The organism is Streptomyces sp. NPDC043738, assembly GCF_056436545.1.
In genome coordinates this window covers 243,742-257,835 of record NZ_JBWKCJ010000005.1, presented here as the reverse complement: position 1 = coordinate 257,835, position 14,094 = coordinate 243,742, and the positions used below count along the sequence as shown (strand labels likewise).

The window sequence follows — 14,094 nt, the reverse complement described above, 5'->3', positions numbered from 1 at the left end:
GCGAACGAAACTTATCACCTATGAACTGATGCAAGTCCATCAACACCCGCCATGTAACGAATCGAGAACGATGCCCGATTTCAGCACAACCATGGCCTTCTGATATCCCGGAGTGGGCAGGCGTACGGCTCCCGACATCGACCTTCTGGGGCAGCGCTGAACCTGCCAATTTCCTTGACCTGAGCGTCGATCGAGCCGCATACGCATGCCGCGCCATTAATGGCGGTCAACAATCAACGAGAAGGGTTTGCTTCGTGAGGCGCAGTGACCGCTCATGCAGAGCGGGGAAGTCCTGGTCGCGTGGCATGAAAGGCATGAGTGCGGGCGCCCTGCCGCTCGCACTCATGGCGGGAATTGTCGGGCCCAGCACGGCAGTTGCCACGGACAAGAGCACAGAGGGCGGTGCAGGATTCGTCAGTCCGATTCCAGAGACCGACCGGGGTCGCGTCGTAGCGGCGTGGAGAGACGGCGGGCCGGGCGTCAGGGCGGCGGCTGAGGCCGCGCTCATGGGGAGCGACGCGGACGTACGCCGTTTCCTGGACTCGGAGAAGGATCTCGCCGAGCGGGGTGACGAGCAGGTCGCCGCCGTTCAGATCTCCTCCGTGGGTGGGGAGAAGGTGCGTGCCGCGGCGCGGAAGGCCCTGGACGGCACTCCGCAGGAGCTGCGTAGCTTCCTCAAGGACGGTTGGAAGACGCCGCTGGAGATGGACCAGCGGGTCCGGGTCGCCCAGATCATGAGCGTCGGCGGGCCGAAGGTCCAGGAAGCCGGGCGGGCCGCGCTGGACGGCTCCAGCCAGGACGTCCGGAAGTTCCTCACCGACGGTCAGTACACCGCCGAAGAGGCCGACCAGCGGGTGCGGCTGGTCCAGATCATGAGCATCGGCGGCCCGGCGACCAAGAAGGCCGCCCAGTCCGTCCTCGACGGCTCCGTCGAGGAAGTCCGGGAGTTCTTGAACGTCGGCCAGTACGTGGCCCGTTCGCGCGATCAGGAACGCGCGACGGTGGCGCAGCTGGCGCAGCGGGCCAAGGAGGCCGGCGCGCAGGCCAAACGGGAGACGCAGGCGGCCAAGAACGCCTCGGCCCGTGCGGTGGAGGCTGCCAAGCTGGCCAAGGAGGCTGCGCAGCGAGCCGCCAAGGAGACCGCGGCGGCCAAGAAGGACTCCGTCCGCGCGGCGAATGCCGCCGGTCGGGCCGCGGACGCGGCACGGGGCGCCGCCCACGCCGCCCAGCAGGCCATCAACGCCGCCCAGGCAGCCAACAGGTCGGCCCGTATCGCGGCCAGTGCCGCCTCCCAGGCCGCCTCCGCCGCGGCCAGCGCCGCCACGGCGGCATCGGTGGCACGCATCCACGCGGCGGACGCGGCATCGGACGCCGGCAAGGCATCGGCCGCGCGCCAGGCCGCCCAGCGGGCACGCGAGGCCGCCAAGGGCGCTCACGCAGCGGCCGACGCCGCCCAGCAGGCAGGCGAAGCCGCCGCCCAGGCCGGTGTCGCGGCCCACGCGGCTGCCACTGCCGGGGCGCACGCCAACGCGGCCGCGGATGCGGCAAGCGAGGCCAGTGGGTACACCGACCAGGCCGGCATACAGGCCCGACGGGCCAAGCAGGCCGCCGCCACTGCCCGTCGCCAGGCCCACGAGGCGACCCGCGCCGCCAACCAGGCCTCCAGCCTCGCCAACCAGGCTTCCCGCGCGGCATATGAGGCCAGGGACGCGGCCAACAAGGCAGCCGAGCACGCCGATGCGGCGGCGGACGAGGCCGAGAAGGCGGCCAAGCACGCCGGCGAAGCCGGCAAGGCCGCGACAGAAGCCAAGCGGCACACCAAGGCAGCCAAGGAAGCCGCCGACGAGGCCACCGACGCGGTCAACAAGGCGCGCTCCACATACGACCTGGCCCGCAAGGTCGAGGCCGAGGAGCTCAAGACCCGCACCGCGGCCGGAGTCGAGAAGGCCACCGAACTCAAAGAAGCGGACGACGAGCGCAAGGCCGCACAGGCCCGCGCTGCCAAGGAGGTCAAGGACCTCGACGCCGAGGCCAGGCGCCTGTCGGCCGAGGCCGCCAATCCCGGCGCCGATGTCAAGGAGCTGGCGGTCAAGGGCCGCAAGGTCGCACTCGGTCTCATGAAGACCGGCAGCCCCTGGAACCACACCGCTGCCGAGGTGGCGCTCGCCGGTTCGGACACGGACATCCGGAGGTACCTGCAGAGCGGCCTGCACGAAGCCCAGGAGCAGGACGAACGCGCCCGCGTGGAACGCCTTGCGGAAGACCCCAAGTCGGCCGCCGTCCGCAAAGCCGCCCAAAAGGCGCTGGAGGGCGACGCCCAACAGGTACACGACTTCCTCACCACCGGCGCGCACCAGGCCGCAGCCGCCGACTACCAAGTGCGCGTGGTACAGATCTCCAGCATCGGCGGACCGGAGGTCAAGAAGGCCGCCCGGACCGCCTTGGACAGCGAGTCACCCGTGAAACTCGCCGAGTTCCTCACCGAAGGCCAGTACACGGCCCGTAAGGCCGACGAGCAGGTCCGTGCCGTGCAGCTGAAGAGCGTCGGCGGTCCCGAGGTCAAGGCCGCCGTCGAGATCGCCCAGGCCGGGCCGCCCGAGCTGATGCACGCCTTCATCCAGAACGGGCAGTACCAGGCAGCCCGCAGGGACAAGCTGACCGCTACTCATGTCGCGGATGTGCAGCACCTCATCGCCGAAGGCGCCGGCGCCGCCGCGACCGCCCAGAAGCACGCCGCGGAAGCCGCCCGCGCTGCCGCCCTTGCGGACAAGGCCGCCACGGAAGCCGACAAGTACGCCAAGCAGGCCAAGAACTCGGAGACCGAAGCCAAGCGCTACGCCGCCCAGGCCAAGAAGTCCGCAAACGAAGCCGAAGCCTCCGCCGCCCAGGCCAGGGAGTCGGCAAAGACCGCCCGCAAGGCCCAGGCCGACGCCATGGAGGCCGCAACCGAAGCCGTCGAGTCCGCCAACCGCGCACAGGATTCAACTGACCGAGCACGTTGGTCCGCTGACGAAGCCTGGAGCGCCGCAAACCGGGCACGTGCATCGGCCACCGCCGCCGGAAAGGACTCCGGCGCCGCCAACAAGGCAGCGACAGAGGCCTACACGACTGCTCTCGCCAAGAAGAAGCAGGAGGAGGAGCGGCGGCGGAGGTTCCAGGAAGCTGTGAAGAAGGCACGCGCCAGCGCGGCCGCGAAAGCCGCCGCCCAGGACGACAGCTGGATCCCCGGCTGGGTGAAGGACGGCGCCGACACATTCGTCGACGGCCTCAACGCCGTCGGCAACTATGCGGAGGCCATCTTCACCGAACCCGATATCTGGGCAGGGAGCGCCGAAACTCTCGGCGGCCTTCTCGCGATGGGAGTCGGAGCGTCCGGCGACATTGCGGGCGGTGCCCTGTGCATCACCGGAGTCGGCTGCCTGGCTGGAGCCCCGGCCGTTGCCGCCAGCTCCACTCTGGTGGTCGGCGGCGCGTTCGGTACGGCCGACGGCATAAGTCGCATCAACGACGGCCTGGGCAGGGCGCTGCGCGAGGCCCGTGGGAAGGGCGGCAGGTCCAAGAAGCCGCAGGAGACGCCAAAGATCATCCACGATGGTGTCGAGGACATCGCCAAGGGCCGACCGGTGCGTCTCGATGAAAACGGGGATCCGGATACGTTCACAGTGCGCCCCAAAACGCCGGGTTCGATCGCGCGGAAATGGGGCGGGGCAGATATCTATGACATCGAAGGAGGCGGAAACCGGTATCGCATTCTCGTGAATAAGTACGGAGACATCGGCTGGGTCGACCAACACGACTACACCAAGATCTATCCGTATACGCCCCGAGGGTAGTTCCATCAAAGAGCCCCGCCGAGAATTGTCTTGGCGGGTTCTCTTCGAGGTATATTCATCAAATCATCAGCTGTTTATGGTTTAGGAGGATGTGTGCAGGTCGAGAACGGTCACTGGAGCTGGGACCGAAGCGTTCCGCTGAAATACCTCCTGGTGGTCGAGGACGGCGGCGGCAACGAGCAGTTGTGGGGGCGGTGCGCCGATGTCGAGGGCCTGTTCGTGGACGCCGAGCCGCTGCCGAGGGAACGACTGACGTTCCTCGGGTGTGCGCCGACCGGCCCGCTGCGTGACGCTGTGGATCAACCCGGAGGGTCGGCCGGCGAGGTGGGCGACCTGTGTGTCGAAATCTCGAATGCCGAGCGCCCGGTGGAGTGGTGGGGACTGGTCGATGTCGTTGTCGTCTCCCACCGCCCGTCCGAAAGCGATCCTGCGCTGGTCGACGTCATCGTCGAGGCCGGCGTGGAAGAGTCGGAGGAGTGGCCCGTCGAGCTGCCCGCTTCGCCGCGGTACGAGCTGCTCAACGGTAACGATTCCCTGGGCACCTGCAAGGGGGTCGACGGTCTGCGCATGGAACGGCCCGGCCCCGCAGAGACGCCTATGGAAATCACCGGCTGCGAGCCCACGGAGGAACTGCTCGTCGCGCTTCGCACGTCGGAGGAGCGTTGGGCCGAACTCTGGGCGCTGGACCGCACGGGCCGGCCGATGGCGAGTCGGCGTCTCTACCTGAGCGTCACCGGATCAGGCCCGTCGGCCCTCGGGGACGACCTGATCGACCTCTCCCTCGCCGACGGTGTGGAGAGCTCGCCGCCGCTGCTTGCCCGCCCGGTCTGGGAGGCCTGGTACTCGGGGGTCCCCAGTGCGCCCAATCAGTGGGCTCAGTACACCTCGGAGGGCAGGACTGCGTGGCTTGGCCTTGCATTCCACACCGGGAGTAGCCGGGGTAGCGACGAGGTAGGCGGTACCTACCACCTCGACGGCACATTCGTCACGGATGTACCCGGCTTGCACTGCGCCATGGGCGAAGCACTCCAAGGACCCGGTGGCTATTACGGTGGGGGTTGGCAGGCGCTCAACGACTGCCTGCACGGCGGGTTCGGTGTGGTACCGCCCTTCACGCTCATCTGGCACGACGTGGACATCGCACGACGGTCGTTGGCCGGGGTCGTGAACCACCCGGACGGACAGAACTCCTACGTCGAGGAGATCGTGGAACTCCTTGAACGCTATGGCGTCACGGTGATTCTCCAGTAGGCCGGCTCCGTCGCTGCTCCAGGTACTTTTCCGGGATCCGTTGCAGCGATCGTCGTGATCGCCATGGTCCCTGAATCAGCCCTCCGGCCTCATGAAGGCTGGAGGGCTGCACCGTGTGCGGGAAGACGCCGGTGGGCAATGGCCGTGGGTATCGCGATGTCGGAGGTCAAAGCCGTTCGATGTCTGCAATATTTCCGGGAGTTCGAGAATCGCTCGGAAAACCCCGGAAGAAGGATTCTTGCTGGGGGCACCATGACGTGGTGGTGAGGACGGCTATGTATACGGCGCCCGGGAAGGGCCGGAAGGTGAACCCATCGACGTGTACCGCAGCCGCTCCGAGTACCGTCCTGTCAAGGGCCGACTTCTCGCAGCAATTCGCGCAGGCCTTTGCGCCGCACGTCGGGGTCAGCAGGTTTCATGCCCCCAGGCGCTCGCGTCACGGTCATCCAGGACCTCTCATGGGACGGGCCGTGGCAGGTCGGGTTTCCCGGGGGTTTCAGGGAACTTGTGCTGCGTGAGCGGGGAAGGCCCTGCCAGCGCTGAGAAATGAAAACACGCTGGTCAGGGCCTACGAGCGAGCTGCGACCTCAGCACTCGATGATGTTCACCGCGAGCCCGCCGCGGGCGGTCTCCTTGTACTTGACGCTCATGTCGGCGCCGGTGTCCTTCATGGTCTTGATGACCTTGTCGAGGGAGACGTGGTGGCGGCCGTCGCCGCGCAGGGCCATGCGGGCGGCGGTGACGGCCTTGACCGAGGCCATGCCGTTGCGTTCGATGCAGGGGATCTGGACGAGACCGCCGACCGGGTCGCAGGTCAGGCCGAGGTTGTGCTCCATGCCGATCTCGGCGGCGTTCTCGACCTGTTCCACCGAGCCGCCGAGGACCTCGGCCAGGCCGCCGGCGGCCATGGAGCAGGCGGAGCCGACCTCGCCCTGGCAGCCGACCTCGGCGCCGGAGATGGAGGCGTTCTCCTTGAAGAGCATGCCGATGGCGCCGGCGGCGAGCAGGAAGCGGACGATGCCGTCCTCGTCCGCGCCGGGCACGAAGTTGAGGTAGTAGTGCAGGACGGCCGGGATGATGCCGGCGGCGCCGTTGGTGGGGGCGGTCACGACCCGGCCGCCGGCGGCGTTCTCCTCGTTGACGGCCATGGCGTAGAGGGTGACCCACTCCATCGCGTGGGCCGGCGCATCGCCCTCGGCGCGCAGTGCGCGGGCGGCGGTGGCGGCCCGGCGGCGGACCTTCAGCCCGCCGGGCAGGATGCCCTCGCGGGACATCCCGCGAGCCACGCAGGCCTGCATGACCTGCCAGATCTCCAGCAGCCCGGCCCGGATCTCCTCCTCGGTGCGCCAGGCCTTCTCGTTCTCCAGCATCAGCGCGGAGATGGACAGGCCGGTCTCCTGGGACAGGCGCAGCAGCTCGTCGCCGGTGCGGAAGGGGTACTTCAGCACGGTGTCGTCGAGCTTGATGCGGTCCTCGCCGACCGCGTCCTCGTCCACGACGAAGCCGCCGCCCACCGAGTAGTACGTCTTCTCCAGCAGCGGGGCGCCCGCGGCGTCGTAGGCGTAGAGGGTCATGCCGTTGGCGTGGTACGGCAGGGCGCGGCGGCGGTGCAGGATCAGTTCGGTCGACTCGTCGAAGTCGATCTCGTGCGCGCCGCCTATCTCGGCGCCCAGCAGCCGCAGCCGCTTGGTGGTGCGGATGCGCTCCACCTCGTCGTCGGCGCTCTCCACGTCCACGGTGCGCGGGGAGTGGCCCTCCAGGCCGAGGAGGACGGCCTTGGGGGTGCCGTGGCCGTGGCCGGTGGCGCCGAGGGAGCCGAAGAGTTCGGCGCGCACCTTGACCGTCTGGGCGAGCAGGCCGTCCTTCTTGAGGCGTCCGACGAACATCCGGGCGGCGCGCATGGGGCCGACGGTGTGGGAGCTGGAGGGGCCGATGCCGATGGAGAAGAGGTCGAAGACGGAGATGGCCACGGTGGCGGACTCCCTTGTCTGCTCGTGGTGGACGGTGGAGCAATGGGGCAGGAGGTGCGTTTCTGCGCCGTTTGTCGAGCGTAACCCGGACCCGGCGCGGTGCCGTCAGACGGAAGCCATCGGGCGTTGGTCCTCGGGCGTAGCAGTGGGTGTCGGAACGGATACGGCGGCGGAGAACGAGCCGGTCAGGCCCGCCGCCCGGGCCCCGACCCCGGCACGTACGGCCCAGAAGTAGAAGGCCGGGGCCGAGAGCGCGACCAGGGCGATGTCCAGGCCGCCGGGGATGATGCCACGGCCGCCGAAGTCCGGGCTGCCCAGCGCCGACAGCGCCGCCATCCAGACCAGGAAGAGGACCATCCACCAGGCCGGCGCGAACTGCCGTGACAACCGGGTCTCGCCCTTGCGCCGCAGCACCAGCGCCGCGATCGGCACGGACACCAGCGTCAGCACGGCGACCTTGCCGGTGTCCGGCCACTTCGACCAGTACAGGGCGCAGGCGGCGAAGGTGAAGGTGAGCGGGCACAGGAACCCGGCGGCGGGGAGCCGGAAGGGGCGCGGCAGGTCCGGCTCGGTCCGCCGCAGGACGCCCACCGCGATCGGGCCGATCAGATATGAGATGACCATGGCCGCCGAGACCACCCCGGCCAGCGCCTGCCAGCTGCGGCCGACGGTGAGCAGCAGCAGGACGGAGAAGCCGAGGTTGAGCCACATCGCGGGGCGTGCGGTGCCGTAGCGCGGGTGCACGGCCGCCAGCTTCCTGGGGAAGAAGCCGGTCTCGGCGAGATTGGTCACCATGTACGCGGCCGAGGCGACATTGGCGATGTTGGAGCCGGCCGGCGAGATGAAGGCGCCGAACTGCAGCAGCGTGACCACCCAGTGCAGCATCAGCAGCTTGGCGAGGTCGGCGAACGGCGAGCTGAGGTTCACGCCCTGCCAGCCGCCGGCCCGCTGGAGCTGCTCGGGAGGTACGGAGCCGAGATAGGCGGTCTGCAGCGCCAGATAGATCACCAGGCCCAGTGCGAGCGCGCCGACCAGGGCGATCGGGATGGCCCGGCCCGGGTTCCTGGCGGCCCCGCCGAGGTTGACCACGGCCTGGAAGCCGTTGAAGGCGAAGATCACGCCGCAGGTGGTGACGGCGGTGAGCACGGCCGGCCAGCCGTACGGGGCGAACCCGCCCTGCGAGGTGAAGTTCGAGGTGTGGAAGCCGGAACCGATCAGGGCCAGCACGGCGAGCACCGGGATGGCGAACTTGACCAGGGTGAGCACGGTGTTGGCACGGGCCAGCAGCTGGACCGACCAGTAGCAGGTCAGCCAGAGGGCGACGGTCAGCGCCAGTGCCGTGCAGATGCCGGAGAGGGTGAGCTGATGGGTGGCCGGGTCGACCAGCCCCTTCGCCCAGCCGAAGCTCCAGGACGTCATGTACTGGGTGGCGGCGATCGACTCGATCGGGATGAGCGAGGCGACCGCGATCCACACGGCCCAGCCGGTGAGGAAGCCGAGCACCGGCCCGTGGGAGAGATGGCCGTAGCGGGCCATGCCGCCGGGGATCGGGTAGGCCGAGCCGACCTCCGCGTAGGACATCGCGATCATGCCGATGAAGACGGCGCCGATCACCCATGCGACCAGCGCCGCGGGGCCCGCCACCTGGGCGGCGGCACCGGCGCCGAAGAGCCAGCCGGAGCCGAAGATCGAGCCTATGCCGATCATGATGAGGGCGAAGAGGCTGAGCCCCTTGCGCTCGCCCGCGCTCATGTCCATGGGATGTGTCGTCCGTCCTGCGTCGAGAAGTGCCCCCTTCACGGAGGAGGGGCGGCTGCCATCTGCCGTGGGCCACCTTATTTCTCGCGAATCACCGGATTTTCCACGTGATTTCGCGAAGGGAGGGAGAAGAGCGGGCACGCAGACGGTGAGCCCGGGACCAACGGCCCCGGGCTCACGGCCCGTTCGGCCTCCGCGCCGCCGGTGACCGGCGGCGCGGAGGATCACCGCATGAGACGCGTCACAGCGACGGGTACAGCGGGTACTTCTCCGCGAGCGCCGTGACCCGGGCCTTGAGGGCCTCGGCGTCGTAGGCGGGCTTGAGGGCCTCGGCGATGATGTCGGCGACCTCGCGGAAGTCCTCGGCCGTGAAGCCGCGGGTGGCCAGGGCCGGGGTGCCGATGCGCAGGCCGGAGGTGACCATCGGCGGACGGGGGTCGTTGGGGATCGCGTTGCGGTTGACGGTGATGCCGACCTCGTGGAGGCGGTCCTCGGCCTGCTGCCCGTCGAGCTCGGAGTCGCGCAGGTCGACCAGGACGAGGTGGACGTCGGTGCCGCCGGACAGGACGGAGACACCGTGCTGCTTGACGTCGTCCTGGACGAGGCGCTCGGCGAGGATCTTGGCGCCTTCGAGGGTGCGCTGCTGGCGCTCCTTGAAGTCCTCGGAGGCGGCGACCTTGAAGGAGACCGCCTTCGCCGCGATGACGTGCTCCAGCGGACCGCCCTGCTGGCCGGGGAAGACCGCGGAGTTGATCTTCTTGGCGAGCTCCTGGGTGGACAGGATGACGCCGCCGCGGGGGCCGCCGAGCGTCTTGTGGGTGGTGGTGGTCACGACGTGGGCGTGCGGCACCGGGTTGGGGTGCAGACCCGCGGCCACCAGGCCGGCGAAGTGCGCCATGTCGACCATGAGGTACGCGCCGACCTCGTCGGCGATCCGGCGGAAGGCCGCGAAGTCCAGCTGGCGCGGGTAGGCGGACCAGCCGGCCACGATCAGCTTGGGGCGGTGCTCCTTGGCGAGGCGCTCGACCTCCTCCATGTCGACCAGGTTGGTCTTCTCGTCGACGTGGTACGGCACGACGTTGTACAGCTTGCCGCTGAAGTTGATCTTCATGCCGTGGGTGAGGTGGCCGCCGTGGGCGAGGTTGAGGCCCAGGATGGTGTCGCCCGGCTTGATGAGGGCGAACATGGCGGCGGCGTTGGCCTGTGCGCCGGAGTGCGGCTGGACGTTGGCGGCCTCGGCGCCGAAGAGGGCCTTGATGCGGTCGATCGCGATCTGCTCGACCACGTCGACGTGCTCGCAGCCGCCGTAGTAGCGGCGGCCGGGGTAGCCCTCGGCGTACTTGTTGGTGAGGACGGAGCCCTGGGCCTCCATGACGGCGACGGGGGCGAAGTTCTCCGACGCGATCATTTCGAGGGTGGACTGCTGGCGGTGCAGCTCGGCGTCGACGGCGGCGGCGACGTCGGGGTCGAGCTCGTGCAGGGAGCTGTTGAGAAGCGACATGAGTCTTCCTGGGGAGAGGGGTCCGGGATCAGCCGGCGGCGAAGGCGGTGTACTCGTCGGCCGAGAGCAGGTCCTCCGGCTCGCCGCTGACCTTCACCTTGAACAGCCAACCGCCCTCGAACGGGGCGGAGTTCACCAGCGAGGGGTCGCCGACGACATCCTCGTTGACCTCGACGATCTCGCCGTCCACGGGCGAGTAGAGATCGCTGACGGACTTGGTCGACTCCAGCTCACCGCAGGACTCGCCCGCCGTGACCGTCGAGCCGACCGCGGGAAGCTCCACGAAGACCACGTCGCCGAGCGCGTTGGCCGCGTGCTCGGTGATACCGACCGTCGAGACGCCCTCCACGGCGTCCGTCAGCCACTCGTGCTCCTTGCTGTAGCGCAGCTGCTGGGGGTTGCTCATGGCTCGATTCTCCTGTACGCGAGGGTGTGATCGTGCATGGGGGCGCCTCCCCGGGCGAAGTCCGGGGGAGGGTCTTGCACAGTGAGACACGCGGGCGCGCGCCACTGCCGGGGATGCCGGGGGTGAACCGCTACTTCTGCCGCTTGTAGAAGGGCAGCGCGGTGACCTCGTACGGCTCATGGCTTCCACGGATGTCCACGCAGACACCCTCGGTGCCCGGTGTGGCGTAGGCGGCGTCGACGTAGGCGATGGCGATCGGCTTGCCGAGGGTGGGGGAGGGGGCCCCGGAGGTGACCTCGCCGATGACCGTGCCGTCGGCCGTGACGACCGGGTATCCGGCGCGCGGAACCCGGCGGCCCTCGGCGATCAGGCCGACCAGCTTGCGCGGCGGGTCGGTCTCGGCGCGCTCGGCGGCCGCCGCCAGCGCGGCGCGGCCCACGAAGTCGCCGTTGTTGGTGGTCTTCTCGAACTTCACGACCCGGCCCAGGCCCGCGTCGAACGGCGTGGTGGCGGTGGTCAGCTCGTGCCCGTACAGCGGCATGCCCGCCTCCAGGCGCAGCGTGTCGCGGCAGGACAGACCGCAGGGCACCAGGCCGGCGTCCTTGCCGGCCGCGGCCAGCGCCTCCCACAGGGCCACCGCGTCCGCCGGCCGCACGAACAGCTCGAAGCCGTCCTCGCCGGTGTATCCCGTACGGGCGATCAGCGCGTCGACGCCGGCGACCGTGCCGGGCAGACCGGCGTAGTACTTCAGTCCGTCCAGATCGGCGTCGGTCAGCGACTTGAGGATCCCCGGGGACTCCGGTCCCTGCACGGCGAGCAGCGCGTAGGCGTCCCGGTCGTCGCGGATCGCGGCGTCGAAGCCGCCCGCTCGCGCACTCAGCGCGTCCAGCACCACCTGGGCGTTGGAGGCGTTGGCGACGACCATGTACTCCTGGTCGGCGAGCCGGTAGACGATCAGGTCGTCCAGGATGCCGCCGCCGTCCTCGCAGATCATGGTGTAGCGGGCGCGGCCGGTACTGACGCCGCCGATGTTGCCGACCAGCGCGTAGTCCAGGAGGTCGGCGGCCTGCGGGCCGGTGACGGTGATCTCACCCATGTGGGAGAGGTCGAAGAGACCGGCGCGGGTGCGGACGGCGACGTGTTCGTCGCGCTCACTGCCGTAGCGCAGCGGCATGTCCCAGCCGGCGAAGTCGGTCATGGTCGCGCCGAGCGCGCGGTGGGTGGCGTCCAGCGCGGTGCGGCGGGGGGCATCTGTCATGGTTCTGGGCTCCCAGGCATGGGTGACAAGACGTTCTCCCCATCTGTCATCGGAACCTGAGAGGTTCACCGGGATCCCGCGAACGGACCCGGTTTGCACCTTGGGTGGAGCCGCCCCGTGCAACCGGGCAGTGGCTCGCTTTTCAGATCTGCCTCGCCCGCGCGGTATAGGGGCCTGAGAGATTCAAGGGAGGACTTGCTCCTTCGGCGCCCCGCCGTGGCGGCCGGGGACTCTCCCGCGCGGATTCAAGCGGCCGGTATGGAGTTGGCGGTGCACGGATGAGCTTCGGACGTGCACGTGGCGGCCACATCATTACACGGGAACGCCGGATCGAGGAGCCCCGGTCGCCGCCCCGTCCAGGACCGGGCCCGCCACGCCGACAGATCGGACAATCGCCTTGATGGGCATTACCTTTTCTTGACACTCTGCGGGTAAGGGACGGACTCGGACCGGAACTGGACGGGGAGGGCGATCACGGTGCAGAGGGAAGCGGCATTCGCGGCCACTTCAGGGGTCGTGCCCCCGGGCGCGCCGGTGGCGGCACCCGCCGCCGGGCCCCCGGCCCGGCGCGCGGCGCGGTCCGTCGTCCGGCCGGGGCGCGGTACTCGGGTGAGGGACCTGCGCGGCCGGAAGCGCGCCCGCGGCACTGCGGAGCTGCGGTTCGCCGCCGGTGACCTGGTGGTGGTCTCCGGGCTGCCGGGCAGCGGAAAGAGCACTCTGATGCACCGGGTGGTGCCGTCGTCGGACGGCCGCGGCCCCGTGGTGCACCGCATCGATTCGCAGGACGTCCGCGAGCGCTGGGGGCGCGGCAGGCTGCGCCGGCTGCCGTACGGGCTGTACCGCCCGCTGGTGCGGGCCGCGCACTATCTCGCGCTGGGCCGTGCGCTCGCGTCGGGGGACAGCGTGGTGGTGCACGACTGCGGAACGCTGGCCTGGGTGCGCCGCTGGGTCGCCCGGTCGGCGGCGCGCGGCGGGCGCGGGCTGCATCTGGTGCTGCTCGACGTGCCGCCGGAGGTGGCGCGGTCCGGCCAGGAGGCGCGCGGGCGCGGGGTGTCGGGGTACGCCTTCGCGCGGCACCGCAGGGCGGTGGGCCGGCTGGTCGCCGCGGCGGAGACGGCCGGGCCGCCGAAGGGGTTCAGCTCGGTGGTCCTGCTGGACCGGCGGGCGGCGAGCGCACTGAAGACGGTCGCCTTCCACTGAGCGGACTGCGGATTCCGGGTGTGCCGTACCCCGCCCCCGTATGAACCGCCTGCGGGTTTTCTCGTCTAGGGTCGTTGGGCGATTGGCGTGGTCGGAACGGGTGGGTACAGATGAGTCTTCCGGAGCAGGGGATACCGCAGCTGGCGTGGCCGGCGAACGAGCTCGAGGAGGTGCTCGCCGCGTCGGTCGGGCATCCGGGCGCCGGCGGCCGGATCGTCGAGGTCCTGGGGCGCAGCCGGGTGTGGGTGCCGCTGCCCAACGGCGGGGGCCCGGAGAGCGCGGGCCCGGGTGCCCGCGGCCTGGACCTGCCCACCGTCGAGATCGGCGGGGTGGCCCATGTCCCGGTCTACAGCTCCGAGCAGGAGTTCCTGCGGGTGGTCGGCTCGCACATGTCCTTCACCGTCGCCCCGGCCGGGGAGTTCGCCCGCGGGCTGCCGCCGAGGATCGGGATCGCGGTCAACCCGGACGGCACGGTCGGGGTCCCGCTGCCGCCGCCCGCGGTGGCCGAGCTGTGCCGGCAGGGCCGCCACGGGGTCGAGGGGCTGCCCAGCGGCGGGCGGGTGCGGCTCTTCGAGCCGGACTGGCAGGAGGAGCCGGTGGACTTCCTGGCCGGCGCCGGGCTGGAGTTCTCCGGTGCCGGAATTGTCCTGACTGCCCGGCGTGCCCTGGCTAGTGTCGAGGGCGACACGCCCACACTGTTCGTCGGTGTTCAGCTCGCCGTGGACCCTGCCGCGCTGCACGACGGCACCGCCCGCGAGACGGTCCTGGCGGCCCTGGGACGTGCGCTCGGCGCGGTCCCGGTGCCCTGGCCGGTGCAGTTGGTGATGCTCGATCTCGCCCACGGCGACCCGGTCGCCGACTGGATGCTGGAGCGCGTGCGGCCCTTCTACTCTCGCGACCACTCGTAAGCTGGTTGG

General features: G+C 70.0%; 9 protein-coding genes and 2 riboswitches. Of the genes, 4 read left to right on the top strand and 5 right to left on the bottom strand.

Annotation, left to right across the window (positions count from 1 at the left end; genetic code table 11):
• Positions 1 to 305 precede the first annotated feature (305 nt).
• Together AC0680_RS10250 and AC0680_RS10245 are read left to right on the top strand one after the other, a co-directional pair.
• Entirely contained in the window at positions 306 to 3,833 is a 3,528-nt protein-coding gene (locus AC0680_RS10250) for an ALF repeat-containing protein (RefSeq protein WP_478626511.1), read from the top strand.
• Positions 3,834 to 3,926: 93 nt separating this feature from the next.
• A complete protein-coding gene (locus AC0680_RS10245; RefSeq protein WP_478626509.1) occupies positions 3,927 to 5,084 on the top strand; it encodes a barstar family protein in 1,158 nt (385 codons plus the stop codon).
• 587 nt (positions 5,085 to 5,671) lie between these two features.
• On the opposite strand, the gene AC0680_RS10240 is transcribed toward AC0680_RS10245, so the two are convergent.
• The 5 genes from AC0680_RS10240 to gcvT all read right to left on the bottom strand — a co-directional run bounded on the left by AC0680_RS10240 (position 5,672) and on the right by gcvT (position 11,977).
• Positions 5,672 to 7,054 carry an L-serine ammonia-lyase gene (locus AC0680_RS10240; RefSeq protein WP_478626508.1) on the bottom strand — a complete coding sequence of 461 codons (1,383 nt, stop codon included), beginning with the start codon at positions 7,052 to 7,054 and terminating at the stop codon, positions 5,672 to 5,674.
• Positions 7,055 to 7,159: 105 nt separating this feature from the next.
• Entirely contained in the window at positions 7,160 to 8,812 is a 1,653-nt protein-coding gene (locus AC0680_RS10235) for an APC family permease (protein WP_478626506.1), read from the bottom strand.
• A 241-nt stretch (positions 8,813 to 9,053) separates the two neighbouring features.
• Entirely contained in the window at positions 9,054 to 10,313 is a 1,260-nt protein-coding gene (gene glyA, locus AC0680_RS10230) for a serine hydroxymethyltransferase (protein ID WP_478626504.1), read from the bottom strand.
• Between the two features lie 28 nt (positions 10,314 to 10,341).
• On the bottom strand, positions 10,342 to 10,719 hold the full coding sequence (gene gcvH, locus AC0680_RS10225) for a glycine cleavage system protein GcvH (RefSeq protein ID WP_478626502.1): 378 nt from the start codon (positions 10,717 to 10,719) through the stop codon (positions 10,342 to 10,344).
• A 130-nt stretch (positions 10,720 to 10,849) separates the two neighbouring features.
• A complete protein-coding gene (gene gcvT, locus AC0680_RS10220; RefSeq protein ID WP_478626501.1) occupies positions 10,850 to 11,977 on the bottom strand; it encodes a glycine cleavage system aminomethyltransferase GcvT in 1,128 nt (375 codons plus the stop codon).
• A gap of 33 nt (positions 11,978 to 12,010) precedes the next feature.
• Positions 12,011 to 12,129, bottom strand: a riboswitch (glycine riboswitch).
• Positions 12,130 to 12,225: riboswitch (glycine riboswitch) on the bottom strand.
• A gap of 223 nt (positions 12,226 to 12,448) precedes the next feature.
• Between gcvT and AC0680_RS10215 the strand changes: the two genes are divergently transcribed.
• Positions 12,449 to 13,177 carry an AAA family ATPase gene (locus AC0680_RS10215; RefSeq protein WP_478626722.1) on the top strand — a complete coding sequence of 243 codons (729 nt, stop codon included), beginning with the start codon at positions 12,449 to 12,451 and terminating at the stop codon, positions 13,175 to 13,177.
• A 110-nt stretch (positions 13,178 to 13,287) separates the two neighbouring features.
• Positions 13,288 to 14,085 carry an enhanced serine sensitivity protein SseB gene (locus tag AC0680_RS10210; RefSeq protein ID WP_478626499.1) on the top strand — a complete coding sequence of 266 codons (798 nt, stop codon included), beginning with the start codon at positions 13,288 to 13,290 and terminating at the stop codon, positions 14,083 to 14,085.
• Positions 14,086 to 14,094 lie beyond the last annotated feature (9 nt).